The organism is Caulobacter sp. 17J80-11 (assembly GCF_014349105.1).
Lineage (GTDB): Bacteria > Pseudomonadota > Alphaproteobacteria > Caulobacterales > Caulobacteraceae > 17J80-11.
The window spans coordinates 161,321-187,834 of the sequence record NZ_JACSJI010000002.1 but is presented as its reverse complement, the minus strand read 5'-3'; the positions used below and the strand labels follow the sequence as shown (position 1 = coordinate 187,834).

22 protein-coding genes are annotated in these 26,514 nt (G+C 69.8%); 4 read left to right on the top strand and 18 right to left on the bottom strand.

From position 1 onward, the window contains the following. Position 1: 1 nt before the first annotated feature. Positions 2-1,174, bottom strand: a complete 1,173-nt coding sequence (locus H8B08_RS03330; RefSeq protein ID WP_187448793.1) for an OmpA family protein — start codon at positions 1,172-1,174, stop codon at positions 2-4. 239 nt (positions 1,175-1,413) lie between these two features. Here H8B08_RS03330 and lexA point away from each other — a divergent pair, with 239 nt between their 5' ends. After that, positions 1,414-2,109 carry a transcriptional repressor LexA gene (gene lexA / locus H8B08_RS03325; protein WP_187448792.1) on the top strand — a complete coding sequence of 232 codons (696 nt, stop codon included), beginning with the start codon at positions 1,414-1,416 and terminating at the stop codon, positions 2,107-2,109. Here the strand turns inward: lexA and H8B08_RS03320 are convergent. Next, positions 2,103-4,193, bottom strand: coding sequence for a ComEC/Rec2 family competence protein (locus H8B08_RS03320; protein WP_187448791.1), 2,091 nt, complete (start codon positions 4,191-4,193; stop codon positions 2,103-2,105). The genes lexA and H8B08_RS03320 overlap by 7 nt on opposite strands. 94 nt (positions 4,194-4,287) lie before the next feature. Here H8B08_RS03320 and gltX point away from each other — a divergent pair, with 94 nt between their 5' ends. The 3 genes from gltX (at position 4,288) to H8B08_RS03305 (ending at position 7,835) form a co-directional block, all read left to right on the top strand. Next, a complete protein-coding gene (gene gltX, locus H8B08_RS03315) occupies positions 4,288-5,700 on the top strand; it encodes a glutamate--tRNA ligase (RefSeq protein WP_187448790.1) in 1,413 nt (470 codons plus the stop codon). 70 nt (positions 5,701-5,770) lie between these two features. After that, complete coding sequence (gltA, locus tag H8B08_RS03310; protein WP_187448789.1) at positions 5,771-7,072, top strand: citrate synthase; 1,302 nt, start codon at positions 5,771-5,773, stop codon at positions 7,070-7,072. A gap of 124 nt (positions 7,073-7,196) precedes the next feature. Then, complete coding sequence (locus H8B08_RS03305) at positions 7,197-7,835, top strand: glutathione S-transferase family protein (protein WP_187448788.1); 639 nt, start codon at positions 7,197-7,199, stop codon at positions 7,833-7,835. A gap of 7 nt (positions 7,836-7,842) precedes the next feature. Here the strand turns inward: H8B08_RS03305 and lpxB are convergent, their stop codons facing one another. From lpxB to dnaE, 16 genes are all read right to left on the bottom strand, one after another. Beyond that, a complete protein-coding gene (gene lpxB, locus H8B08_RS03300; protein WP_187448787.1) occupies positions 7,843-9,021 on the bottom strand; it encodes a lipid-A-disaccharide synthase in 1,179 nt (392 codons plus the stop codon). Beyond that, positions 9,018-9,866 carry an LpxI family protein gene (locus H8B08_RS03295; protein WP_187448786.1) on the bottom strand — a complete coding sequence of 283 codons (849 nt, stop codon included), beginning with the start codon at positions 9,864-9,866 and terminating at the stop codon, positions 9,018-9,020. The genes lpxB and H8B08_RS03295 overlap by 4 nt, the downstream gene beginning before the upstream one ends. Before the next feature lie 5 nt (positions 9,867-9,871). Then, positions 9,872-10,660 (bottom strand): acyl-ACP--UDP-N-acetylglucosamine O-acyltransferase, encoded by a 789-nt coding sequence (gene lpxA / locus H8B08_RS03290; RefSeq protein WP_187448785.1) that lies wholly within the window; start codon positions 10,658-10,660, stop codon positions 9,872-9,874. Continuing rightward, the gene (gene fabZ / locus H8B08_RS03285) at positions 10,657-11,127 is read right to left on the bottom strand and encodes a 3-hydroxyacyl-ACP dehydratase FabZ (RefSeq protein ID WP_187448784.1); all 471 of its coding nucleotides are present in this window, start codon (positions 11,125-11,127) and stop codon (positions 10,657-10,659) included. Before fabZ ends, lpxA begins: the two co-directional genes overlap by 4 nt. A gap of 5 nt (positions 11,128-11,132) precedes the next feature. Next, complete coding sequence (gene lpxD / locus H8B08_RS03280; protein WP_187448783.1) at positions 11,133-12,149, bottom strand: UDP-3-O-(3-hydroxymyristoyl)glucosamine N-acyltransferase; 1,017 nt, start codon at positions 12,147-12,149, stop codon at positions 11,133-11,135. A 21-nt stretch (positions 12,150-12,170) separates the two neighbouring features. Then, entirely contained in the window at positions 12,171-12,824 is a 654-nt protein-coding gene (locus tag H8B08_RS03275) for an OmpH family outer membrane protein (protein WP_187448782.1), read from the bottom strand. 4 nt (positions 12,825-12,828) lie between these two features. After that, complete coding sequence (gene bamA, locus H8B08_RS03270; RefSeq protein ID WP_370545391.1) at positions 12,829-15,219, bottom strand: outer membrane protein assembly factor BamA; 2,391 nt, start codon at positions 15,217-15,219, stop codon at positions 12,829-12,831. A 14-nt stretch (positions 15,220-15,233) separates the two neighbouring features. Next, positions 15,234-16,448: an RIP metalloprotease gene (locus tag H8B08_RS03265; protein ID WP_187448781.1), complete on the bottom strand. Its 1,215-nt coding sequence runs from the start codon at positions 16,446-16,448 to the stop codon at positions 15,234-15,236. A 21-nt stretch (positions 16,449-16,469) separates the two neighbouring features. Beyond that, positions 16,470-17,669: a 1-deoxy-D-xylulose-5-phosphate reductoisomerase gene (gene dxr / locus H8B08_RS03260; RefSeq protein WP_187448780.1), complete on the bottom strand. Its 1,200-nt coding sequence runs from the start codon at positions 17,667-17,669 to the stop codon at positions 16,470-16,472. Beyond that, a complete protein-coding gene (locus H8B08_RS03255; RefSeq protein ID WP_187448779.1) occupies positions 17,666-18,493 on the bottom strand; it encodes a phosphatidate cytidylyltransferase in 828 nt (275 codons plus the stop codon). Before H8B08_RS03255 ends, dxr begins: the two co-directional genes overlap by 4 nt. Beyond that, entirely contained in the window at positions 18,471-19,238 is a 768-nt protein-coding gene (gene uppS, locus H8B08_RS03250) for a polyprenyl diphosphate synthase (RefSeq protein WP_187448778.1), read from the bottom strand. Before uppS ends, H8B08_RS03255 begins: the two co-directional genes overlap by 23 nt. A 42-nt stretch (positions 19,239-19,280) precedes the next feature. Further along, complete coding sequence (gene frr, locus H8B08_RS03245; RefSeq protein ID WP_187448777.1) at positions 19,281-19,838, bottom strand: ribosome recycling factor; 558 nt, start codon at positions 19,836-19,838, stop codon at positions 19,281-19,283. A gap of 15 nt (positions 19,839-19,853) precedes the next feature. Next, positions 19,854-20,600 carry a UMP kinase gene (pyrH, locus tag H8B08_RS03240; protein WP_187448776.1) on the bottom strand — a complete coding sequence of 249 codons (747 nt, stop codon included), beginning with the start codon at positions 20,598-20,600 and terminating at the stop codon, positions 19,854-19,856. Between the two features lie 118 nt (positions 20,601-20,718). Further along, on the bottom strand, positions 20,719-21,651 hold the full coding sequence (tsf, locus tag H8B08_RS03235) for a translation elongation factor Ts (RefSeq protein WP_187448775.1): 933 nt from the start codon (positions 21,649-21,651) through the stop codon (positions 20,719-20,721). Between the two features lie 78 nt (positions 21,652-21,729). Beyond that, complete coding sequence (gene rpsB, locus H8B08_RS03230) at positions 21,730-22,584, bottom strand: 30S ribosomal protein S2 (protein WP_187448774.1); 855 nt, start codon at positions 22,582-22,584, stop codon at positions 21,730-21,732. Between the two features lie 287 nt (positions 22,585-22,871). After that, a complete protein-coding gene (gene dnaE, locus H8B08_RS03225) occupies positions 22,872-26,300 on the bottom strand; it encodes a DNA polymerase III subunit alpha (RefSeq protein ID WP_187448773.1) in 3,429 nt (1,142 codons plus the stop codon). Positions 26,301-26,514: the final 214 nt, after the last annotated feature.

Sequence of the window (26,514 nt, the reverse complement as noted above, 5' to 3'; positions counted from 1 at the left end):
CCTACTTCTTGGTCACCACCAGGTCGGTCCGCCGGTTCTGGGCGCGGCCCTCCTCGGTGTCGTTGCTGGCGATCGGCTTGGTCTCGCCATAGCCGACGCCGCTGGCGCGTTCCTTGGCGACGCCCTTGGCGTAGAGCGCGTCGCGGACCGCCTCGGCGCGCCGCTTCGACAGCTCCATGTTGGCCGCCGGCTCGCCGACGTTGTCGGTATGGCCTTCGACCACCACGACCGCATTCGGATAGGCCTTCAGGATCGCGGCCAGCTCGGCGATGGTCGCCAGCGAGGGGGCGTCGAGCGCGTTGCTGGCGGTGTCGAAGTTCAGCTGTTCGAAGGTGAATCGGCGCGGCGGCGGCGGCGCGGCCGGATCCTTCAGGTAGGCGGCCAGCTGATAGGTCAGCGACTCGGGCCGCAGGGTCAGTTGGGTCCCGTCCGGCAGGGCCACGACCTCGGTGGCGACGGCCGGCGCAGCCGGCGCGACGGCCGGGGCCGGCGGCGCGGGCGGGACCTCCTCATGCTTGCGGCATGTGCGGAACAGGGCCAGCAAGGCCAGCACGACCAAGGCGGCGACGACCCAGGGCAGCCACTTCGGCCGGCCCGCGGCCGCGATCGCCATCGGCTCTTCGGCGCGGACGCCGGGCGCGGCGAAGCCCAGCGTGCTCAGCAGGCCGGCCGGCGCGATGCTGGGCAGCTGGTTGCGGGCGTCGCGCAGCGAGCCCGCCAGCGTGCGCGCGTCCAGCCCGCCGGTGCGGGCCCGCTTGCTGATAAAGCCCAGGAACAGCGGCGCGGCGATCGCCAGCAGCGCCGAGGCGGAGGACTTGCGGATTCCGGCATGGTTGGCGACCACGTCGGCGACCGCGTCGGTGCGCGGCCCGAACAGGTTGCTCAGGAAGCCCTGGCCGACGCGCCGCGCGGTGTCCGCGCCGGGCCCCGGGCGCACGGCCGTGCCGAAATCGTCCAGCAGGGTCCCGTCCGGATCGACCGCGCGGGCCTCGTCCAGCAGACGCACGGCCCCGGCCTCTCCCGAGAACTTCTCGACCGCGCCGGTCAGCACCGCCGGCAGGGCCGCGCCGATCAGCCCCCGCCGCGTCGCTTCGACACTCTCGCCGGTGGCGGCGGCGACCTGATCCACGGTGTCGCCCGTGATCGACGCCTTGAGTTCGTTCCAGAGATTCATGGTCGTCTCCGCAATCGCACTGGGGCTCGCGCGACCTGCAGGCCGCGCCAGGCCGAATGCTCCAGAGAGTGCCGATGGCGCCGTCCCGACAATCCGTAGAACACTGTAATTTGACCCCGGGTGGTTGCCCGAGGCGACGCGTTTCGAGCCGTCCATCGTCAAGCTTCGCGTTCACTTGACATTAACTAGGAACACTTACAGAACATCGAGAAGGTTCACGACTTGTTCCGAGGCGGGCGATGCTCACGCGCAAACAGCACGAGCTGTTGATGTTCATCCACGAACGTCTCAAGGAGACGGGCGTGTCTCCGTCCTTCGACGAGATGAAGGAAGCCCTCGACCTCGCGTCGAAGTCGGGCATCCACCGACTGATCACCGCTCTGGAAGAGCGCGGTTTCCTGCGCCGCCTGCCCCACCGGGCCCGGGCGCTGGAAGTGGTCAAGCTTCCCGAGCAGGCCACCACCGCAGCCCCCGCCAAGGGGCGCGCGCCGTTCCGGCCGCAGGTGGTCGAAGGGGCCAGGCCGGTCGAGGCCGCGCCGGTCGCCAACGACGTGCGCGAACTGCCGGTGCTGGGCCGCATCGCCGCCGGCGTGCCGATCGAGGCCATCCAGCACGAGAAGGACCGGGTCCTGGTGCCTGAATCCATGCTGGGCGGCGGCGAGCACTTCGTGCTCGACGTCCAGGGCGACTCGATGATCAACGCCGGCATTCTGGACGGCGACCAGGTCGTCATCCGCCGCACCGACCAGGCCAATTCCGGCGACATCGTCGTCGCCCTGGTGCTGGGCGAGGAAGCCACGCTGAAGCGCCTGCGCCGCAAGGGCGCCTCCATCGCCCTGGAGGCCGCCAACCCGGCCTACGAGACCCGCATCTTCGGGCCCGACCAGGTCGAGGTGCAGGGCAAGCTGGTCGGCCTGCTGCGCCGCTATCACTGAACCCAGGGCCGCGCGCCGCGCAGTTCAGCCGCGGTCAGGGCCAGCCAGCGACCGTCGCGCCGCCACAGTTCGACCGAGCCGGTCCGCGCCAGGTCGACCGCGTCGAGCACCAGCCGACCCCGGCAGGCCGGCGGCAGCCGATCCACGGTCGCGCGCAGGGTCACCACCTCGGCTGAGCGGCAGAGGTCGCTGAGCTTGGCCCAGGTCGGCGGCTTCTTCCCCCACCAGGACGCCAGTCCAGGCGCGCCGGCCTTCGGGACGCAGGACCAGCGATCGCACGCGTAGAGCGCGTCGCGATCGGCCTCCAGGTCGCCCGCAGTCTCCAGCCCGCGCCGGCGGTCCCAGATGTCGAAGGCGAAGGCCTTGGCGTCGGGGCGCAGCGCGACCGCGCGATCGTCGATCCGCACCGCCGCCGCCGCGCCGTCCGACGCGATCCAGGCGACGGGCGGCTCGGCCCTCGGCCACAGCAGCACCGCGGCCGCGAACGGCGCGCCAAGCCAGCGGGCCCGCCCCTTCCACAGGCAGACGAACAGCAGGCCGAAGAAGGCGATGGGCAGGGCGGCGGCCGGCGCGCTGGCGACCGTGCGGGTCGCGCCCGGCAGGCCGGCGATCCAGGCCCCCACCATCGTGGTCGCCTGCACGCCCCAGCCGGCCACGTGCAGGAAGAGCCCGCCCAGGCCGATCGGCTCCAGCGCGGCGCCGAGCGCCAGGAACGGCATGACCACGAAGCTCGACAGCGGCGCCGCGGCCAGATTGGCCGCCAGCCCGTAAACCGCCACCCGGTTGAAGTGCTGCATGGCGAAGGGGCCGGTCGCCAGGCCGGCGACCAGGCTGGTCATGCAGGCCAGGCCCGTCCAGGACACCGCCCGCTGGAAGATCAGGATCGGCCAGGGCGCCGAGATCTCGCGCACCCGCCGGGGCCACACCTCGGCCAGGGCGACCAGGGCGGCGGTGGCCGCGAACGACATCTGGAAGCCCGGCTGCACCACCGCTTCCGGCTTCAGCAGCAGGACCATGAAGGCGGCCGCCGCCAGCGAGTTCAGGCTGATCGGCCGCCGGTCCAGCAGGATGGCGGCGAAGGCGGCCGCGGCGGTCACCGCCGAGCGCTCGGCCGGGGCCGGCGCGCCCGACAGCACCAGATAGCCGCCGACCGCCACGAGGCCGCACACGGCGGCCAGCTTCTTGCCCGAGACGCGCAGGGCCAGCCACGGCCAAGCGGCCACGCCCAGGCGAACCGAGAAGAACACGAAGCCGCCGACGATGGCCATGTGCAGGCCGGAGATCGAGAGCAGGTGCGCCAGGCCGGAGTCCCGCATGGCGTCGACGTCGGCCTGGGCGATCCACGCCTCGTGGCCGGTGGTCATGGCCGCGGCGATGCCGCCCTGCGCCTCGCCCAGTCGCGTCACGATCCGCTCGGCCAAGTCCCAACGGGCGGCGTTGACGGCCATCTCCGCGCGCAACCGCCAGGGCGCCGGATCCAGAGCCGCCGGGCGCGCCTCGCCCAGCGCGAAGCCCACCGCGCCCACGCTGTGGAACCAGGCGTCGCGCGCGAAGTCGTAGGCGCCCGGGCTGGCGGGCGGCGGGGGCGGGTTGAGGATGGCGCGCACCCGGATCGCCGTGCCCGGCGCCGGCGCGGGCCCGTCCACGGTCAGGCGGGCGCGCACCGGCGTGGCCTCGGGCGTCAGTCCCTCGATCCAGACCGGCGCCAGGACCAGCCGCGCTCCGCCCTTGCCCGGGCTGGCGACGTCCACCACCCAGGCCTCCATCGTCGCCGGCGCGCCGCTCGCCGCCATCACCGGCGCGGCCACCCGCTCCGACCGGAGCTTCGCCACGCCCGCGCCAGCCGCCACGCACAGGCCCAGAGTGGCGGCCAGGATGGCGGCGAACGGCGCGCGCGTCCGGCGCGTGCGGATGGTCAGCCACAAGAAGAAGACGAAGCCGCCCGCGATCCAGCCCCAGCCCGGTTCGGCCCGCAGGGCGAAGTAGAGGGCGCATCCGGCCCCGAACGCCACCGGCGTCCACAGCGGCCAGCGATCGGCCTGCGCGGCCAAGGCGTCGCGCGCCCCGGACCGCACGCCCGCCATCACGGAGGCTTTCACGGCCACGGGGCTAGGAGACTCGGCCACGCGCGCTATAAGAGCCGCGCTTTCGTTTTCCTGTCCCCCGTCAAGGCGACCGATGACCGATCCCCGCCCCGTCGTCACCCGCTTCGCCCCCTCGCCCACCGGCTATCTGCATATTGGCGGCGCCCGTACGGCCCTGTTCAACTGGCTTTACGCGAAAGGGCGCGGCGGCAAGTTCCTGATCCGGGTCGAGGACACCGACCGCGAGCGCTCCACCCAGGCCGCCGTCGACGCGATCTTCGAGGGCCTGTCGTGGCTGGGGCTGTTCTCCGACGAGCCGCCGATCTTCCAGTTCTCGCGCGTCGAACGCCACCGCGAGGCGGTCTACGAGCTGCTGGCGAAAGGCTGCGCCTACCGCTGCTGGATGAGCCCGGAGGAGACCGCGGTAGAGCGCGAGAAGGCGCACGCCGAGGGCCGCGCCCTGCGCTCGCCCTGGCGTGACCGGCCGCACGAGCCGGAGATGGAGTCCCAGCCTCACGTGATCCGCTTCCGCGGACCGTTGGAGGGCGAGACGGTGGTCGCCGACCTGGTCCAGGGCGACGTGCGCTTCAAGAACGAGGTGCTGGACGACCTGGTGCTGCTGCGCTCGGACGGCGCGCCGACCTACAACCTGGCCGTGGTGGTCGACGACCATGACATGGGCGTCACCCACATCATCCGCGGCGACGACCACCTGAACAACGCCGCCCGCCAGTCGCTGATCTACGAGGCGTTCGGCTGGGAGAAGCCGGCCTTCGCCCACATCCCGCTGATCCACGGCCCGGACGGCGCCAAGCTGTCCAAGCGCCACGGCGCCCAGGCGGTCGGCGACTACGCGGCCATGGGCTACCTGCCGGAAGCCATGCGCAACTACCTGGCCCGCCTGGGCTGGGGCCACGGCGACGCCGAGATCTTCGGAGACGAGCAGGCGATCGAGTGGTTCGACGTCGCAAACGTCGGCCGCGCCCCGGCGCGGCTGGACTTCGACAAGCTGGCCCACATCAACGCCCACTGGCTGCGCCTGGCCGAGGACGACCGTCTCGCCAAGCAGACCCTGGACGTCCACGTCCAGCGCGGCCTGGCGCTGGAGGCCGGCGACGAGGCCCGGCTGGCCGCCGCCATGCCGTTCGTGAAGGACCGCGCCAAGACCGTGTTGGAGCTCGCCGACCAGACCGCCTTCGTGCTGAAGCGCCGGCCGCTGCAGCTGGACGAGAAGTCGCGCGGCCAGCTGAACGAGGAAACCGTCCAGCGCCTGTCACGCTTGCGTGAGCGCCTCGCCCTGTTCGAGAGCTGGGACGTCTTCGCCCTTGAAAGCGAACTGAAAGCCTTCGCCGAGGACGAGGGCGTCGGCTTCGGAAAGATCGGCCCGGCCATGCGCGCTGTGCTTGCCGCCGGCGCGCCCGCTCCCGATATCGCCAAGACCCTGGCGGCGCTCGGTCGCGACGAAAGTCTCGGCCGACTCGACGACGCGCTTTCCCCCGACAGCTAAGGCGCTATAACCCAGCCCAACTCCGCGGCGGCTCCTCCCCGCCCCTCGCGTACCCAGAAAGCGGATCGAGATGGAAAACAAACCTCAGTCCCCGGAGAGCGCCTCGCTCGTCCTGAACGGTAAAGACTACAGCATGCCGGTGCTGAAGGGCTCGATGGGCCCCGACGTGGTCGACATCCGCAAGCTGTACGGCCAGGCCGACGTCTTCACCTTCGATCCGGGCTTCACCTCGACCGCCAGCTGCGAAAGCGGCCTGACCTTCATCGACGGCGACAAGGGCGTGCTGCTGCACCGCGGCTACCCGATCGACCAGCTGGCCGAGAAGTCGAACTTCCTCGAGGTCTGCCACCTGCTGCTGCACGGCGAGCTGCCGACCGCGGCCGAGTACGCCGCCTTCGAGCGCAACATCACCTACCACACGATGTTGCACGCCCAGTTCGACCGCTTCTTCGAGGGCTTCCGCCGCGACGCCCACCCGATGGCGGTGATGGTCGGCACCGTCGGCGCCCTGTCGGCCTTCTACCACGACAGCCTCGACATCCACGATCCGCAGCAGCGGATGATCTCGGCCATCCGCCTGATCGCCAAGATGCCGACCATCGCGGCGCGCGCGTTCAAGTACTCGGCCGGCCAGCCGTTCGTGTACCCGCGCAACGACCTCGGCTACGCCGAGAACTTCCTGCGCATGTGCTTCGCCGTTCCGGCCGAAGATTACGAAGTGAACCCGGTCCTGGCCCGCGCCATGGACCGCATCTTCATCCTGCACGCCGACCACGAGCAGAACGCCTCGACCTCGACCGTCCGCCTGGCCGGCTCGTCGGGCGCCAACCCGTTCGCCTGCATCGCCGCCGGCATCGCCTGCCTGTGGGGCCCCAGCCACGGCGGCGCGAACGAAGAAGCGCTCAACATGTTGAAGGAGATCGGCACGCCGGAGCGCATCCCCGAGTTCGTCGCCGGGGTGAAGGACCGCAAGTACCGCCTGATGGGCTTCGGTCACCGGGTCTACAAGAACTACGACCCGCGCGCGAAGGTGATGCAGACCACCTGCCACGAGGTGCTCGAAGCGGTCGGCGACCCGAACGACCCGTTGCTTCAGGTCGCCCGCGAGCTGGAGCGCGTCGCCCTGAACGACCCGTACTTCATCGAGCGCAAGCTGTACCCGAACATCGACTTCTATTCGGGCATCACCCTGTCGGCGATGGGCTTCCCGACCACCATGTTCACCGTGCTGTTCGCCCTGGCCCGCACCGTGGGCTGGGTGGCGCAGTGGAAGGAGATGATGGAGGACCCGGGCCAGAAGATCGGCCGTCCGCGTCAGCTCTACACTGGTCCGGTCGAGCGCAACTTCGTGCCGATCGACAAGCGCGGTTGATAAGCGCCCGACATCGCTGAACGATCACGCCGCCCCGGCTCCCGCCGCGGGCGGCGTTTTCGTTCTGGCGCCGCCAGCGTCGACAGAGGCATGTTGCGGCGTGTCGACGAAAGGGAGATCCCGCATGGGCGAGCTGGTCCTGACCACCTACGACTGGGTCCCCGACATGCCGCGGGGCTTCGTGCGCGACCTGCGGGTGCGATGGGCGCTGGAAGAGGCTGGCCTGCCCTATCGGGTGGCGAGCACGCCGTTCCAGGAGCGCGGCCCCGGGCACTTCGCGCACCAGCCGTTCGGCCAGGTGCCTTGGCTCACCGACGGCGACCTGTCGATCTTCGAAAGCGGCGCGATCCTGCTCCACCTGGGCGGACGCAGCGAGGCGCTGATGCCCGCCGATCCGCGCGGCCGGAGCAAGGTCCTGGAGTGGGTGGTCGCGGCGCTCAACTCGGTCGAGATGGTCAGCGTGCCGTGGGCCGTCCTGATGTTCTCCGGCGAGCCCGAGGCCACGCCGGCGTGGACCTTCCTGGACGGGTGGCTCAAGGCCCGGCTCAAGCACATGGAGGCGGTGCTGGGGGAGCGCGAGTGGCTGGCGGGGGCCTTCTCGGTGGCCGACATCGTGATGGCCGACGCCCTGCGCCTGGTCGACCGGTTCGACGGACTGGCCGGTCACCCCGCCTGCCGCGCCTATGTCGCCCGCGCCACGGCCCGCCCGGCCTTCGTAAAGGCGCACGCCGACCAGCTGGCGCACTTCGCGGCGGCGGACTGAGCGGCCCTCAGGCCGCGGGCAGCAGCTTGCGTTCGGCCAGCACGCCCAGCACCGCGTCGGCGGCCGCCTCCGAGGGATCAGGACCGTTGCGGCCCATCAGGTCCAGCGCGGCGTACTGGCGGGCCACCTGGGTCTCGCGCAGCGCCGGGTCGTCCAGCCGCTCGGCCACGGCGGCGGCCAGCTTCGGCCCGGTGGCCTCGTCCTGGATCAGCTCCGGGGCGACGAAGTCACGGGCGGCGATGTTGAACAGGGTCACCCACGTCGTCTTCACGATGCGCTTGGCCAGCGCGTAGGTGAGCTTGTCCAATCGATAGGCAATGACCATCGGCGCGCCGGCCAGGGCCAGCTCGATGGAGACCGTGCCGCTGCAGGCCAGGGCCACGGTGGCGGCCTTCATGGCGTCGCGCTTGGCGGCCTCGCCTTCGACCAGGTGGGCGCGGAAGGGCCAGCCGGCCACCCGTCCCTTCACCGCTTCGGCGACGGTGTCGGCGACCACCACGGCGACCTGCAGGTTCGGCCGGTCGCGCTTGAGCAGGGCCACCGCCTCCTCGAACGGCGGGGTCATGCGCGTGACTTCGGACGGACGGCTGCCGGGCAGGACCAGCAGGATCTGGTCGTCGGGTCCCGCACCGATCTCGCGGCGGAAGCGTTCGCCGTCGGCCTGGGAGAAGTCGGTGTGCAGGGCGTTGTTGCCGACGAAGGTGGTCTTCAGCCCCTCGCGCTCGAACCAGGGCGCGTCGAACACGTGGATGGCCAGCAGGTGGTCGACGGCCGCCGCCAGGGTCTTGGCCCGGCCGGGACGCGAGGCCCAGACCTGCGGCCCGACGTACTTGACCAGCGGCATGGCCGGGAAGTCGCGGCGGAGCGCCTTGGCGACGCGCAGGGTGTAGCCCCAGCTGTCGATCAGCACGGCCACGTCCGGCTTCTCGCGGCGCGCCAGGGCGGCGGCGTCCTCGACCCGGCGCTTCACGCGACCGTAGGCCTTGATGCCCTCGACCCAGCCCAGGATGGACAGGTCGGCGATGTCGAACGGGCTCTCGACGCCCTCGGCGGCCATGCGCGAGCCGCCCACGCCGACGAAGCGGACCTTGTCGCCGAGGCGGACCTTCAGCGCGCGGGCGAGGCCGGCGCCGAGCGCATCGCCCGAGGCCTCTGCGGCCACCAGCATGACGGTGAGCGGTTTCATTCAGCAGCTTCGGCGGAAGACTTCACGCCCCAGACGAACAGGCCCAGGCGGTCGGCCGTTTCGATCACCGCCTCGCGGTCCAGCACGATCAGCGAGCCGGCCTCGCCGACGATCCCGGCCAGACCGGCGGCGGCGGCGTTCTCGACCGTGCGCGGACCGATGGTCGGCAGGTCGACGCGGCGCTCCTGGATCGGCTTGGGCGCCTTGGCCAGGACGCCCTGGCGGGCGTCGGGCGCGCCGCGGATCTCGGCCGGCAGCTCGGCTACCCGGCGCAGCATGGCGTCGGTGCCCTCCTGAGCCTCGACCGCCAGCACGAGGCCGTCGGCCACCACGGCCCCCTGGCCCACGTCCAGACGGCCGATGGCGCGCGCCACCTCCAGGGCCCGGGCGACGTCGCCCAGCGCCTCCGGCGGCGGCTGCAGCGCGCCCAGCGCGCCTTCGTCGAGCGTCAGGTCCAGCATGACTTCGTCGGCGCCCTCGACCCGGAAGCCTTCCTTCTCGAACTGGCCGACCAGGTAGCGCAGCAGGCCGTCGTCGCCCTTGCGGGCCGCGGCCACGGCGCCCGGCAGGATGGCCAAGCCCTTCAGGTCGGGCTTCAGGGCGGAAAAATCGGGCCGGGCGACGATGCCGGCCAGGCACACCGCCTCGCAGCCGGCCTTCTTCAGGGCGTCGAGGCAGCGGCCGTATTCGGCGATGCCGATCTCCGCGCCCGGATAGCGTTCCAGCCCCGGCGAGGCGAAGCCCTTCAGGCGGACGACGAACAGCGGGCGGTTGGCCCGCTCGCACCAGGCGGCGATCGCGTGAGGCAGGTCACCGCCGCCGGCGAGCAGGCCGAGCTTCTGCATACGCGTCAGTCGGACGGCAGGCAGAGCGGCCGGTTGGCCTCGGCGCGGATGAAGTCGACGATCTCCATCACCTCGGGCGAGCCGGCGAAGACGCGCGCGACGTCGTCCAGGCGCTCCTGGAAGGTGCCTTCCGGGGCGAACATCAGCCGATAGGCCGAGCGCAGGTTGTTGATCGCCTCGCGCGAGAAGCCGCGGCGCTTCAGGCCGACCAGGTTCAGGCCTTCCAGGTGGGCGTGGTTGCCCCACACCGAGCCGAACGGGATGACGTCCTTGGTCACCGTCGCCATGCCGCCCACGAAGGAGTAACGGCCGATGCGGCTGTGCTGGTGAACCGCGCACAGGCCGCCCATGAACACGAAGTCGTCGACGTGCACGTGGCCGCCCAGGGTGGCGTTGTTGGCCATAACCACCTTGTTGCCGACCGTGCAGTCGTGGGCGACGTGCGAGCCGACCATGAACAGGCCGTCGTCGCCGACGCGGGTGACGCCGCCGCCCATGACCGTGCCGGTGTGCATGGTCACGTGCTCGCGCACGATGTTGCGGGCGCCCAGGATGAGGCGGGTGTCCTCGCCGCGGTGGGCCAGGTGCTGGGGCGAGCCGCCCAGGCAGGCGAACGGATGGACGACCGTGCCTTCGCCGATCTCCGTCGCGCCCTCGACCACCACGTGCGACAGCAGCCGCACGCCGTCGTGCAGGGTGACCTGCGGCCCGACGATGCAGAACGGGCCGATCTCCACGTCGGCGCCCAGGCGGGCGTTCTCGTGGACCAGGGCGCTGGGATGGACGCGGGTCATTTCTGGGTCTCGACCACCATGGCGGCGAACTCGGCCTCGGCGGCGATCTCGCCGTTCACGTAGGCCTCGCCCTTGAACTTGAAAACGTCGCCGCGGTGACGCAGCACCGTCACCGGCATGCGCAGGGTGTCGCCCGGGCGCACCGGGCGGCGGAAGCGCGCGCCGTCGATGCCCATGAAGAAGATGGTCTTGCCGGTGACGTCGGCGTTCAGCGTCTTCGACATCAGCAGGCCGCCGCTCTGGCCCAGGGCCTCGACGATCAGCACGCCGGGCATGACCGGGTTCTCGGGGAAGTGCCCCTGGAAAAACGGCTCGTTGGCGGTGACGTTCTTGATGCCGACGATCGACGTGTTCGGGATGTACTCCTCCGCACGGTCGATCAGCAGGAACGGATAGCGGTGCGGCAGCCGCTTGAGGACCTCCGCGTAATCGATGGACGTTCCTGCGGTTTCAGTCTGCACAGTCATTTAACTCACTCGCCCCCGTCGCGGACGCGGGACTGTTTGGCGATCCAGGCGGCTTCGCGCAAGAACTGTCGGATGGGTTTGGCGGGATATCCGCCCCAGGTCTCGCCTGCGGGGATGTCCTTCATGACCCCGCCGCCGGCCGCGACGCGGGCCCCGGCGCCGATGGTCACGTGGTCGGCCAGGCCGGCCCGGCCGCCGAACATGACCCCGTCGCCGATCTTGGCGGAGCCGGAGATGCCGGTGTGGGCGGCCAACACGCAGCTGCGGCCCAGCACCACGTTGTGGGCGACCTGGACCAGGTTGTCGATCTTGGTGTTCTCGCCGACCACGGTGTCGTCGAAGGCGCCGCGGTCGATGCAGGAGTTGGCGCCGATGCTGACCCCGTCCTGGAGCACCACCCGGCCCAGCTGGGGCACGTCGACCGCGCCCGCGCCCGAACCGGCCACGCCGAACCCGGCCTCGCCGATCACCACGCCGGCGGCGAGGCGCACGCGGTCGCCGATCAGGGCGAAGCCGACTGAAGCGTTGGGGCCGATCACGCAGTCACGCCCGACCTGGACGCCTGGGCCGACCACGGCGTTGGGGCCGACATAGGAGCCCGCGCCGATCGCGGCCCCCTCGCCGACCACGGCGCCGGGCGCCAGCACGACGCCCTCGCCGATCTCGGCGGTCGGATGCACGGCGGGGCCGGCGCCCGGCCGGCGGGCCGGATGCAGGCGGGCGGCCACGCGCGCCCAGGCGGCCTGCGGCTCGCGCGTCACCAGGGCGACGCAGCCCTCGGGCACGCGCTCGGCGAAGGCTTCCGGAACGAACACCGCCGCCGCCTTGGTGGCGACGAGGTCGTCCAGGTAGCGACGGTCGGCGAAAAACGAAACGCTCCGCCCGTCGGCGCGGACGAGCGGAGCGGCCAGAGCGATCTCGACGCCGGCCGCGCGCACCGCATCGAAGCGGGCGCCGGCGGCGTCAGCCAGGTCCGAAAGGGAGATCGGGCCCGTGTTCTCGAAAAAGCGAGGATCGGGCATCCGACCTCCCAGTCGGATGGATTACTTCTTAGCGGCCGGGGCGGCCGGCTTCGGGGCGGCGGCGGCGGCTTGCTGCTGCAGCTGCTGCTCCAGGTTCTCACGCTCGAACGAGAACGGCGGCAGCTTGGCGTTCAGCTTGGAGATGACCAGGTCGGTCACGTCCATCTGGGCGTTGCCGGCCAGCACCGCGCTGCGGTCGATCATCAGGCTGCAGTTACGCTCGGTGTAGGCCTGCTGCACCAGCGGCTGGGCTTCCTTGGCGATCCGCTCCACCGCCTTGGCCTTCGTGACCTCGAGCTCCTTGTTGCGGATCTGCAACTTGCGTTCGAACTGCGCCTTCTTCTGGTTGAAGCTGAAGACGCGCTGCTGGAAGGCCGGGTCGTTGGCCTGGGTGGCCTGCTGGGCCTGAAGCGCCTTGGCTTCGGTGTCCAGCGCGGTGGCCTGGGACTTCAGGTCGGCCTCGACCGCCTGCTCCAGCTGGTTCATCCGCGTCTCGACCGCCTTGCCGGCCGCCGACGTCGCGATGGTGCGAATGCCCGAATAGACGCACACGCCCGGGAGGGCCGGGCCGCCGGAGACGGCCGGCGCCGCCGCCGGAGCGGTCTGGGCCGAAGCGCCGGACGCCAGCGCCAGGACGGTGAGGGCGCCAGCGGCGCTGAGGAACTTGAGCGTCATGGGATTAGAACCTCGTGGAGGTTGAGAACCTGAACGTTTCCGTCTTGTCGTAGTCTTCCCGGGCCAGGATCTGGCTCAAGTCGAACTGTATGGGACCCATAGGCGACTTCCAGCGAATGGTCAGGCCGGCAGAAGCGCGCAGGCTCAAATCGTCGCGGATGAAGGGGTTGGGCGTCCCATTCGCATTCAGCTTGTAGACGTCGTCCAGCATGCCCAGGGTGCCGAACTCGGTGAACAGGCCGGCGCTGATGCCGTACTCTTCCGGCAGCGGCAGCGGGAAGGCCATTTCCAGCGTGCCGATGGCGTAGAGATCGCCGCCGAGCGCGTCGGTCGTGGAGGTGTCGCGCGGACCGATGCCGGCGGTCTCGAAGCCGCGGAAGCTGTTGCCGCCCTTGAAGAAGCGGTCGTTGATCCGGATGTTGTCGCCGGACCAGCCGCTGATGTAGCCGGCCGAGCCCAGGGCGCTGACCACCCACTTCGGGCGGATGCCGTAGAACATCCCGCCTTCGACCTCGGACTTGAGGTAGTTCACGTCGCCGCCGATGCCGGCGAGGTCCTGGCGCAGGTTGGCGTACCAGCCGCGGGTCGGCGCGATCGGATCGTTGCGGCGGTCGACGCTGAGCGTGTAGCCGACCAGCGAGGTCAGGAAGGTGCCCCGCTGCTGGCAGAGGCTCGAGGACGAGCTGGCGGCGGTGCAGAGCGAGTCGTCGACCACGATCTCGTCGTTGCGCAGGTTATAGCGCGTGGCGAGGTAGGTGTAGCTGTTGATCGGGAAGCCGAGACGCAGGCCCATGCCGGCGGTCTTGGTGTCGAACGAAGCCTGGTCGCCGAAGTCGTAGCGGTAGGCGTACAGGTCCACGCCCGCGCGCAGGTCGCGGCCCAGGAACTTCGGCTCGGTGAAGGCGAAGTCCAGGGTCTGGCGCAGCGAGCCCAGCGACAGTCGGGCGCGCAGGTTCTGGCCGCGGCCGCGGAAGTTCCGCTCGGTGACGCCGAGGTCGAAGATGAACTGGTCGACCGAGCTGAAGCCAGCGCCGAACGACAGTTCGCCGGTCGGTTGCTCCTCGACCTGCACCTGGATGACGGTTTTGTCAGGCGCGCTGCCGGGTTGCTCGTCGATCTTCACGTCTTTGAAGAAGCCGAGACGACGGATCTCGTTGCGCGAGCGCTCCAGCAGGATCTTGTTGTAGGCGTCGCCCTCGACCAGCTGCATCTCGCGGCGGATGACCGGGTCGATGGTGCGGGTGTTGCCGACGATGTCGATGCGCTCGACGTAGACGCGCGGGCCTTCGCGCACCTGGAAGGTGACGTCGACGGTCTGCTTCTCGCGGTTCGGCTGGTAGCGCGGGCGGACGTCGACGAAGGCGAAGCCGGCCGAACCCGCCGCATAGGTCAGGGCGTCGACCGCGTCCTCGATCTTGTCGCTCTCGTACAGCTGGCCCGACTTGATCGGCAGCAGCGCCTGGAGGAATTCCGGCTCGAGCTTCTGGTTCTCGGTTTCGACCTTCAGGTTGCCGAAGGTGTACTTCGGACCCTCGTCCACCGTGACGGTGATGGCGAAGTCCTTGCGGTCCGGGGACAGCTCGGCCACGCCCGAGACCACGCGGAAATCGTAGAAGCCGCGGTTCGTATAGAACTTACGCAGCTGCTCGCGGTCGTATTCGAGACGGTCCGGGTCGTAGTTGGTGTTGGACGACAACACCCGCCACCACTGCGATTCCTTGGTGACCAGAACGTCGCGCAGGTCGTTGTCTGAGAAGGCTTTATTGCCCAGGAAGTTGATCCGGCGGACGCCGGTCTTCGGGCCTTCGTCGATCTCGAAGATCAGATCGACGCGCTTCTGCGGCAGCTCGACGATCTTCGGCGTCACCGTGGCCGAGATGCGGCCCGAACGGCGATACAGCTCGACGATGCGCTGGACGTCCTGCTGGACGCGCGAACGGGTGAAGATGCCGCGCGGGCGCACGCCGACCTCGTCGCGCATCTTGTCTTCGGCGAGGCTCTCGTTCCCCTCGAACACGACCTGGTTGATGATCGGGTTTTCGACCACCCGCACCATCAGGTCGGAGCCCTGCAGGCCAATTTCGACGTCGGCGAACAAGTCGGTGCGGAAAAGAGTTTTAACCGCGAGGTCGATGCGCGCGGCGTCGACCGTGTCGCCCGGCTGGATGGGCAGGTACGACAGGATGGTCTGCTGATCGATCCGCTCGTTGCCCTGCACGACGATGCGCGCGACCACGCCGCTCTCCGGCGCGGGGGCCGGAGCGGGTTCGGGATTGGCCGGCTGCCCCTGCAGCTGGTCCTGCGCCATCGCCGGCGAGGCCGCGAGAATGGCCAAGCCAGACGCGAGGACGAGGCAACTGTTTCGAATCGGCTTGTCGGACATGGTTTCGACCATCGGGCGACGGCGGCTCACGACAGGAGCCCGCCGATTTGTTGAAACAGGGGCAGTTTCTTCAGATCGTTCCAGGTGACGAACAACATCAATCCTAACAGCAAAGCAAGACCGAGACGGTAGCCCGCCGCCTGGATTCGTTCGTCCAGCGGTCGTCGCGCCACAGCTTCATAGCCGTAGAACAGCAAGTGCCCGCCGTCCAGAACCGGCACAGGTAGGAGGTTCATGAAGCCGATGCCGACCGACAGGAAGCCTGCCAAGTTCAGGAGACTGGCGCCCACGTTCCCGATCTTGGACAGCAGATCCGGCGAGGCGGCCGCGGCTTCGCCGGCGATGTGGCCGGAGGTGCGCGCGATCGCCAGCGGCCCGCCCAGCTGGTCGGCCGACTCCCGCCCGGTCACCACCCGGCTGAGGTAAACCAAGGTGGTGTCCAGGATTTCGAACGTCTGCTTCACACCGGCCTGAAGCGCTGTCAGCGGGTTGAAGCGCACCGTGCGCAGGTTCTCCGGCGTGACCCGGACCTGCACGCCGAGCAGGCCGCCGGCGGTCTTGGCGCCGGTCACCGGATCGACGGTGTGGGTTTCGCCCAGGACCGCGCGCAGGGTCAGGGGCCGCCCGGCCCGCTCGACGTCGAAGCGCACCGTTTCGCCCCGGCGCAGCAGGATCTGGACCTGCAAATCCCTGTAATCGTCGATGCTTCGGCCGTTGACCTTACGGATCAGATCGCCCGGCAGGAAGCCCGCCTTGGCGGCCGCGGAGCCGGCCGTGACCTCGTCCACGACCGGGCGCAGCACCTGCTGCTGGCCGAACGCGAGGGCCAGGGACGCGAAAATCACGATCGCCAACAGGAAGTTAGAGACCGGACCTGCGACGACCACCAGCGCTCGCTGCCACAACGGCTTGAAATGGAAGTAGTTCTTCCATGCGCCGGGCCCCTCCTCCGCCTCGATCTCCTGCTTCAGCGCAGCGAGGTCTTCGGCGTCCGGCACGCTGGCGGCGTTCACGTCGCCCGCAAACTTGACGTAGCCGCCCAGCGGCAGCCAGCCGATCCGCCATTCGACCCCGGAGCGGTCGCGAAACCGCGCCAAGGCGCGGCCGAAACCGATTGAAAAGCTGTCGATTTTGACCCCGAACGCGCGCGCGACCCAAAAGTGGCCGAGCTCGTGTACGGTCACGATCAAAGTCAGGACGAGGACGAAGGAGACGACCAAGGTCGCCGCGGACTCAAGCATGGGGCGAAGCTTCCTCCCGACTCAGGCCGCCAGCCGCCGTCCGACCGCCTCTTGGGCCGCCCGACGCGCCGCACGGTCAACCTCCAGCGCGACCTCGAGAGGATCGCCGTCCGCCCCCGCGGAGAACCCGCGCCCGGAGTCGCGGTCGAGAGTCTCAGCCACCGTGGCGGCAATATCGAGAAAGCCGATCCTACGGTCAAGGAAGGCCTGGACCGCCACCTCGTTGGCGGCGTTGAAAACCCCAGGCGCGGCCCCGCCTTCGCGCAGGGCTGCGCGCGCAAGCCGCAGCATGGGGAAGCGCACCTCGTCGGCCGGCTCGAAGGTCAGGCTGCCCAGCGCCGCCAGATCGAGCTTGGGCGCCGGCCAGGCCAGCCGGTCCGGCCAGGCCAGGGCGCAGGCGATCGGCGTACGCATGTCCGGCGGCCCCAGCTGGGCGAGGGTCGAGCCGTCGGCGTATTCGACCAGGCTGTGCACGATCGACTGCGGGTGGACCACCACGTCGATGCGGTCGGCGCCCAGGCCGAACAGGTAGGCCGCCTCGACCATCTCCAGGCCCTTGTTGGCCATGGTGGCGGAGTCGACAGAGATCTTGGCGCCCATGCTCCAGTTCGGGTGGGCCACCGCCTGCTCCGGGGTGACCGCGGCCATGCGCTCGGTCGCCCAGGTCCGGAACGGCCCGCCCGAGGCGGTCAGCACGATGCGCGCGACCTTGTCGGCGCAAGGCGGCTGCAGGACCTGGAAGACGGCGGAGTGCTCGGAGTCGACCGGGATCACCGAGCCGCCGGCCGCGCGCGCGGTCGCCAGCAGGGCCGGCCCGCAGCAGACCAGGCTCTCCTTGTTGGCCAATGCGATCACCGCGCCGGTGCGGGCGGCCGCCCAGGTGGGCTTGAGGCCCGCGGCCCCGACCACGGCGGCCATCACCCAGTCGACCGGACGCGAGGCCGCGTCGATCACGGCCCCCTCGCCCGCCGCGGCCTCGACGCCGAGGCCGGCCAGGGCGTCGCGCAGGTCGGCCAGGCGGGTCTCGTCGGCGACCACCACCACGCGGGGGCGCCAGCGGCGAGCCTGCTCGACCACGCGCGCCAGGTTGCGGCCGGCGACCAGCGCCTCCACCTCGAAGGCGGCGGTGCCGGCGGTTTCCGCCTTATCCATCAGGTCGAGGGTGGAGACCCCGACGGACCCGGTCGAGCCCAGCACGCTGACGCGGCGGCGAAGGGTCACGAAAGACCTCCGAAAACAATAGCGAGGCGGCAGGCGGCGATCGCCACCACCGCGAACATCAGGCCGTCGACCCGGTCCATCAGGCCGCCATGGCCTGGAATCAGGGCGCCGGCGTCCTTCACCCCGAAGCGGCGCTTCAGGGCCGATTCCCACAGATCGCCCGCCATGGTGGCCAGCGCGCCGACCAGGCCCACCACCGCCGCGGCCGCGACCGGCAGGCCGGCCCCGGCGAACTCAGAGGCGGCCACCCCGGCGGCGACGCCGGCGCACAGACCGCCGACGAAACCGGACCAGGTCTTGTTGGGCGAGAATCGCGGCCAGAGCTTCGGGCCCTTCAGCAGGTTGCCGACCGCGAAGGCGGCGATGTCGGCGGCCCAGGCGACGCAGAACAGCAGGACCGTCCAGGCCACGCCGTCCGGCTGCTGGCGAAGCCACACCAGCACCACGCAGGGCCAGCCGATGTAGAGCACGCCATAGGCCGCGTCGGCGGCCGAGGCCTTCAAGGCGCGGGCGTAAAGCGCCGCCGCGGCCGAGCCGAACACCAGGAGCACGAAGGCGGCGGAGAACTGGCGCAGGTCGGCGGCGAACACCGCCGCGATCACGCCCAGCAGGACGGCGACGGCGATGCGGCGCGGCGTGCGCGGCTCGCTCATCTGTCCCCACTCCAAGGCCAGCAGGCAGGCGGCCACCGACACCATCAGCAGGAACAGCCAGCCGCCCATCCAGATGGCCGCCACCGCCGCGGGGATCAGCACCACCGCCGACACCACCCGCATGCCCAGGTCGTTCCAGTTGAAGCGCTTAGCCTGCGGCGAGGACGTCATGCACGCCGATCCCGCCGAAGCGCCGCTCGCGGCTCCTGAATTCGTTCACGGCCTGCTGCAGGTGTTCGACGCCGTAGTCGGGCCACAGCACGTCCTGGAACACCAGTTCGGCGTAGGCCGCCTCCCACAGCAGGAAGTTCGAAATGCGCCGCTCGCCGCTGGTGCGCACCAGCACGTCCAGCGGCGGGCCGCCGGCGGTGCAGAGCAGGCTGCCGAAGGTGGATTCGTCCAACTGATCCGGCTCCTGCTCGCCGTTCTTCACGGCCTGGGCGAAGCGTCGGGCGGCGTCCACCACGTCGGCGCGCGCGCCGTAGTTGAACGCCACCTGCAGCAGGAAGCGGTCGTTGTTCGCGGTGCGCGCCTCGGCGCGCTCGACCACGGCGGCGATGTCGGCCGGAAGGCCCTCGCGCCGACCCAGGATGCGCAGGCGCACGCCCTCGCGGGTCAGCCGCTCCAGGTCGCTTTCGACGTAGGCCCGCACCAGGCCCATCAGCTCAGACACTTCGGCCACGGGCCGGCGCCAGTTCTCGGTCGAGAAGCCGAACACGGTCAGGCACTCGATGCCGAGCTTGGGCGCGGCCTCGACCGTGCGCTTGAGCGCGTTCACCCCGGCGCGGTGGCCGAGCGTGCGCGGCAGGCCGCGCGCCTTCGCCCAGCGGCCGTTGCCGTCCATGATGACGGCGACGTGCCGCGGACCGAGGGCGGCCTCGGAGGCGGGGACGGATTGGCCGGAGGCAGGCGCCATGGCGCGTCCCTCTCCTTCACGCAGTACGGCGGGAACGCGCCGTCAAACCTGCATGATCTCTTGTTCTTTGACTTTCAAGGCCTCGTCGATGCGCTTGATGGCCGCGTCGGTGAAGCCCTGCACCTCGTCGCCCATTTTCTTCTGCTCGTCCTGGCTGATGTGAGCGTCCTTCTCAGCCTTTTTGAGCTCGTCCATGGCGTCGCGGCGCACGTTGCGCACGGCGATGCGCTGCTGCTCGGCGTACTTGCCGGCGAGCTTGGCCAGGTCCTTGCGGCGCTCTTCGGTCAGCGGCGGAATCGGCACGCGCAGGGTGGTGCCCTCGACGACCGGGTTCAGGCCGATGCCGGCCGAGCGGATCGCCTTGTCCACCGCCGTGACCATGCCCTTGTCCCAGACGCTGACGGTGATCATGCGCGGCTCAGGGACGCTGACGGCGGCCACCTGGTTGATCGGCATGTGCGAGCCGTAGGCGTCCACCATGATCGGGTCCAGCAGGCTGGCCGAGGCGCGCCCGGTGCGCAGGCCGCCGAACTCTTCCTTGAGCGCGGCGACCGCCTTGTCCATGCGGGTCTGGAAGGATTTCAGGTCAGGTTTGGTCATCGGTCTTGTCTAGCCTCACTCGCGCTCGAGCCGGTCTTCGGCGATCACCGTATGAACGCCATGGCCGGTCAGCACGTCGAGAAGGGCGCCGCGTTCCCGGATCGAGAACACGACGATGGGAATGCCGTTTTCGCGCATCAGGCTGATCGCCGACGCGTCCATGACCTTAAGGTCCTTGGCGAGAACCTCAAGATAGCTCAGCCGCTCGAACCGCTGGGCCGAGGGGTCTTTCTTCGGGTCGGCGGTGTAGACGCCGTCCACGCTGGTGCCCTTGAACAGGGCGTCGCAGCCCATCTCGGCGGCGCGCAGGGCCGCGGCGGTGTCGGTGGTGAAGAACGGGTTGCCCGTGCCGGCGGCGAAGATCACCACCCGCCCCTTCTCCAGGTGGCGCGCGGCGCGCCGGCGGATGTAGGGCTCGCACACCGTGTCCATCGGGATGGCCGACTGCACGCGGGTCTCCACGCCGATGCGCTCCAGCGCGTTCTGCATGGCCAGCGCGTTCATGACGGTGGCCAGCATGCCCATGTAGTCGGCGCTGGCCCGCTCCATGCCGCGCGCGGCGGTCGACAGGCCGCGGAAGATGTTGCCGCCGCCGATCACCAGGCACAGCTCCACGCCGTGGCGGACCACCTCGGCCACTTCCTGGGCCACGGCGTCGACCGTTTTCATGTCGATGCCGAAGCCCTGGTCGCCCATCAGCACCTCGCCGGACACCTTGAGCAGGATCTTGCGGTAGCGCGGCGAGCGAGCGGGCGTGGACATGGGGCGACCTGCCGGAAGCTGAGAACGAGGGGACGGGAATCGGGGCGCAAGATAGCCGAAGGGCGCGCCGGCCGTCAGCCGCGCGCGCCCTTCTTCATACGCACTTTTTGTCGAGCGATCAGCCGCCGGTGACGGCGGCGACTTCGGCGGCGAAGTCCTCGGTCTTCTTTTCCACGCCTTCGCCGAGGGCGAGACGCACGAAGCCGGTGATCTTGATCGGCGCGCCCAGCTCCTTGCCGGTGTCGGCGACGAGCTGCTCGACGGTCTGATCCGGGTTCATGACGAAGGGCTGCTTCAGGAGCACCACTTCCTTCTGGAACTTGTTGATCTGACCTTCGACGATCTTGGCGATCATCGCTTCCGGACGGCCCTCTTCGCGGGCCTTCTCGGTCAGCACGGCGCGCTCGCGCTCGACGGCCGCCGGGTCCAGGTCGTCGGACGACAGCGACAGCGGGGCGGTGGCGGCGACGTGCATGGCGATCTTGCGGCCCAGCTCGCGCAGCTTGGCCTTGTCGGCGGTCGACTCGACGGCCACCAGCACGCCGATCCGGCCCAGGTCCGGGGCGGTGGCGTTGTGGACGTACGAGGCGACCACGCCGGCCGGCACGGAGAACTTGGCCGAACGACGGACCATCATGTTCTCGCCGATGTTGGCGATCAGGTTGGTCAGCAGCTCCTGAACGGTCTCGCCGCTCTCGACCTTGGCCGCGTTGATCGCGTCCACGCCGTCGACGCCCAGCGACGCCTTGGCGATCGCGCGGGCGGCGTTCTGGAACAGCTCGTTGCGCGACACGAAGTCGGTCTCGGCGTTCACTTCGACGGCCGAGGCGGTTTCGCCGGCGCCGTTGTCGGTCACGGCCATGGCCACCAGGCCTTCGGCGGCGACGCGGTCAGCCTTCTTGGCGGCCTTGGACAGGCCCTTCGTGCGCAGCCAGTCGATGGCGGCGTCCAGGTCGCCGTTGTTCTCGGTCAGCGCCTTCTTGCAGTCCATCATGCCCGCGCCGGACTTTTCGCGCAGGTCCTTCACCAGAGCGGCAGTGATTTCCGCCATGGGGTCCTCCAGTTCGTCAAGGGTGAGCGGCCGGGCAGGTAACCCGGCCGCGTCTCAATCGGATGACGTCGGCTGAAATCAGCCGTTCGCCTGCTCTTCGGTCGCAGCCGCTTCCGGAGCGGCTTCGGCCGCCGGGGCGGCTTCGGCGGCAGCCGGGGCGGGCTCAGCCGGAGCGGCGACCGGAGCCGCGCGCAGGGCCGGCTCGGACGGACGCTCGGCGGCGCCCAGGTCCACGCCCATGGCGGCTTGGCCGGCGGCCAGGCCGTCCAGGACCGTGTCGGCGACCAGGTCGCAGTAGGTCTGGATGGCGCGCGCGGCGTCGTCGTTGCCCGGGACCGGGAAGCTGATGCCGTCCGGATCGGAGTTGGTGTCCAGGATGGCGATGACCGGGATGCCCAGCTTGCGGGCTTCCTGGATGGCGATCGACTCCTTGTTGGTGTCGATCACGAACATCAGGTCCGGGATGCCGCCCATGTCCTTGATGCCGCCCAGCGACAGCTCGAGCTTGTCGCGCTCGCGGGTCAGCATCAGCAGTTCCTTCTTGGAACGGCCTTCCGGGCTGGCCATCACCTGCTCCAGTTCGCGCAGACGCGCGATCGAGCCGGAGATGGTGCGCCAGTTGGTCAGGGTGCCGCCGAGCCAGCGGTGGTTGACGTAGTACTGGGCGCAGCGCTTGGCGGCCTGGGCGACCGGATCGGACGCCTGGCGCTTGGTGCCGACGAACAGGACGCGGCCGCCGCCGGCGGCGACTTCGCGAACCTTCACCAGGGCCTGGTGCAGCAGCGGGATGGTCTGCGACAGGTCGATGATGTGGATGTTGGCGCGGCTGCCGAAGATGTAGCGCTCCATCTTCGGGTTCCACCGGTGGGTCTGGTGGCCGAAGTGAGCGCCGGCTTCGAGCAGGCTACGCATGCTGAATTCGGGAAGCGCCATGAAATTTCTCCTTCTTCCGATGCGCCTCCGCAGACGTGAAAGCCCTCAGGCCTCGGAACGGGTGGTGAGGGCGAAAAGCCCGCACCGCCGCTGTCTGCGTGTGAGATGGGGGCGCACGTAGACGCGAACGCGCCGGAAATCAAGGGAAAACGCCGGAACGCGGGACCGCCCTACCCTTCGACAAGCTCAGGGTGAGGGTTCCTTCAGCCGCTCACCCACAAAGCTGCGAGCGAAAGCAGTCCAAATCCTCATCCTGAGCTTGTCGAAGGACGAGGCCTTCGTCGCCCCTACGCGTCCTCCAGCATGAGCACGCCCGGCGCGGTCTTCAGTGCGCCGCGCAGCGAGGCGTCCAGCCGGTAGCGGCCCGGCAGGCGCAGCTCGATCTCGTGGGCGCCGTCCAGGGCCGCGATCAGCACGATCTCGCCCCCGCCCTTCTGGGTCGCCCCGGCCTCAAGCCGCTTCTTCAGGGCCTCGACCTCGGCCGAGCGAGGCGAGACGTGGACGCGCAGGCCCCCGGCCGCCTGCTCGACGGCCTTCGAGATCGGCTCGGCCTCGTCGCCGAAGAAGCGCACCTCGCCTTCGGCGGCCTTGGCGCGGACCTTCAGAATGATGGAGGCGCCGGTCTCCAGCACGTCGCGGCAGCGGCGCAGGCTCTCCGGCGGGAACATCACCTCGTACTCGCCGGTGGGGTCCGACAGGGTGACGAAGGCGAACTTCTCGCCGGTGCGGGCCGAAGCGCGCTCCTGGCGGCGGCGTACGACGCCGCACATGCGGAAGGCTTCCTGCCCCTCCTCGGCCAGGGCCTGGGCCTCGGCCGCCAGGGTGGTGCGCCGGCGGCGCAGCAGATCGACCATGTCCTCCAGCGGGTGGCCGGACAGGTAGAAGCCGACGGCCGACAGCTCCTCGTCGAGCCGCTGCGGGCCGATCCAGGGCTCGCTCTTGGGCAGGCGCGGGCGCGTGGCCTCGCCGCCCTGGCCGAACAGGCTGACCTGGGACGAGGCGCGCTCGGCCGCCACGCTCTGGGCGTAGGCGATCAGCCGGTCGGCGGCCTGGACGATCTGGGCGCGGTCCGGGTGGATGCTGTCGAAGGCGCCGGCGCGGGCCAGGTTTTCGATGGCGCGCTTGTTCACCGCCTTGGGGTCGATGCGCTCCAGGAAATCGAAGATGTCGCGGAACGGCCCGCCTTCCTTGCGCACCTCGACCAGGTGCTTCATCGCCTCCAGACCGACGTTGCGGATCGCGCCCAGGGCGTAGAGGATTTCGCCGTTCTCCACGTCGAAATCGGCCATGGAGACGTTCACGTCGGGCGCGCGCACCTTCACGCCGAAGCGTTTGGCGTCCTGGTAGAACACCGCCAGCTTGTCGGTGTTGGCGATATCCAGGCTCATCGACGCGGCCAGGAACTCGACCGGGTGGTTCGCCTTCAGCCAGCCGGTTTGGTACGAGATCAGGGCGTAGGCGGCGGCGTGCGACTTGTTGAAGCCGTAGCCGGCGAACTTGGCCACCAGTTCGAAGATCGAGTCCGACTGGGACTCGGGGACTCCCTTTTCCTTGGCGCCGGACACGAACCGGGCCTTCTGGAAGTCCATCTCCTCCTTTTTCTTCTTACCCATCGCCCGGCGCAGCAGGTCGGCTTCGCCGAGGCTGTAGCCGGCCAGGATCTGGGCGATCTGCATCACCTGTTCCTGGTAGACGATGACGCCGTAGGTCTCCTTCAGCACCGGCTCCAGCGAGGGGTGCAGGGTGTCCATCGGCTTACGGCCGAACTTGCAGTCGACGAAGGTGTCGATGTTGTCCATCGGCCCCGGCCGATAGAGCGAGATCAGCGCGGTGATCTCCTCGATCGAGCCGCAGCGCATCTTGCGCAGGGTGTCGCGCATGCCCTGGCTTTCGAGCTGGAACACCCCGATCGTCTGGCCCGAGGCCAGCAGCTCGTAGGTCTTCTCGTCGTCGAACGGCAGCTGCGACAGGTCCACGCCCGCGCCGCGCTTCTCCAGGAACTTGGCCGCGCGGTCGAGCACGGTCAGGGTCTTCAGGCCCAGGAAGTCGAACTTCACCAGGCCCGCGGACTCGACCCACTTCATGTTGAACTGGGTGGCCGGCAGCTCGGAGCGCGGATCCTGGTAGAGCGGCACCAGCTCGACCAGCGGGCGGTCGCCGATCACCACGCCGGCCGCGTGGGTCGAGGCGTTGCGGTAGAGGCCTTCCAGGCGGAGCGCCGTCTCAAGCAGCTTCTCGACCGCCGGGTCGTCGCGCCGGGCTTCCTTCAGCCGGGGCTCCAGCTCGATGGCCTGGGCCAGGGTCACCGGATTGGCCGGGTTGTTCGGCACCATCTTGGACAGACGGTCGACCTGGCCCAGCGGCATCTGCAGCACGCGGCCGACGTCGCGCAGCACGGCGCGGGCCTGCAGGGTGCCGAAGGTGATGATCTGGGCCACGCGGTCGCGCCCGTACTTCTCCTGAACGTAGCCGATCACCTCCTCCCGCCGCTCCTGGCAGAAGTCGATGTCGAAGTCGGGCATGGAGACCCGTTCGGGGTTCAGGAAGCGCTCGAACAGCAGGCCGAAGCGCAGCGGATCGAGATCAGTGATGGTCAGCGCCCAGGCGACCAGCGAACCGGCGCCCGAACCGCGCCCCGGCCCCACCGGGATGCCGTGCGCCTTACCCCACTTGATGAAGTCCGACACGATCAGGAAGTAGCCGGAGAACCCCATCTTCTGGATGATCCCGACCTCGCGCTCGAGGCGGGCCCAGTAATCTTCCTCCGGCGCCGACATCGGCGTCACCGCCAGGCGCGCCTTCAGGCCTTCCTTGGCCTGCCAGGCCAGTTCCTCGGGCTCGGAGCGGCCCGCGCCGGTGCCGAAGCTGGGCAGGATCGGGTCGCGCTTCTTGACCAGGAACGCGCAGCGCCGGGCGATCTCCAGGGTGTTGTCGCAGGCCTCCGGCAGGTCGGCGAAGGTCGTGCGCATCTCCGCGGCCGGCTTGAACCAGTGCTCGGCGGTGACGCGACGGCGGTCGTCCTGGCCCATGAAGGCGCCGTCGGAAATGCACAACAGCGCCTCGTGCGCGGCGTACATGTCCTTCTTGCCGAAATAGACGTCGTTGGTGGCGACCAGCGGCACGTCGTGGTCGTAGGCCCAGCCCACCAGGCCGGGCTCGGCGGCGTGCTCGGCCGGCCGGTCGTGGCGTTGCAGCTCGACGTAGAAGCGGTCGCCGAAGGCCTCGTGCATGGCCTGGAGCGCCCGCTCGGCCTCGTCCTTCTTGCCGGAGGCGAACAGGTGGTCGACCGGGCCGTCCGGGCCGCCGGACAGCAGGATCAGCCCCTCGGAGCGCTCCACCACCCGGCTCCAGGGCACGTGCGGCTCGTCCATCGGGCCCACCTCGAGGTAGGCGGCCGAGGACAGGGCGGTGAGGTTGAGATAGCCGGTCTCGTTCTGGACCAGCAGCACCACCGTGGGGGTGCGGGCCCAACGCTCGCCGGGCTTGTCGCCGATGCCGGAGACCGGCAGGGCGCAAGCGATGATCGGCTGCACCCCGGAATCTTTGGCGGTCTGGGAGAACTCCAGCGCGCCGAACATGTTGGCGCGGTCCGCTATCGCGACGGCCGGCTGCCCGTCGGCGGCGGCCAGAGCGCCCACCTTGTCCGCCTTGATCGCGCCTTCCAGCAACGAATAGGCGGACCGAACCCGCAGATGGACGAAGCCTTCGCCGCTCATGTCATCCCCGACTTAAGCGTCGGGAACGACTCACGCCACCAGGTGCGTCACCGACCACACCATCCAAACGAAGGCGGACACGGAAGCAAGCGCCAGCGTTTCACGAACCGCACGAACAACCATGGAATTTTTCCCCCGGCTTCACCGTTTCTGGTTTGTTCTCTATTCCGGTTTTGTTCTCATTGCAAGCGCCGCGAATCGCCTGCGCCCTTCC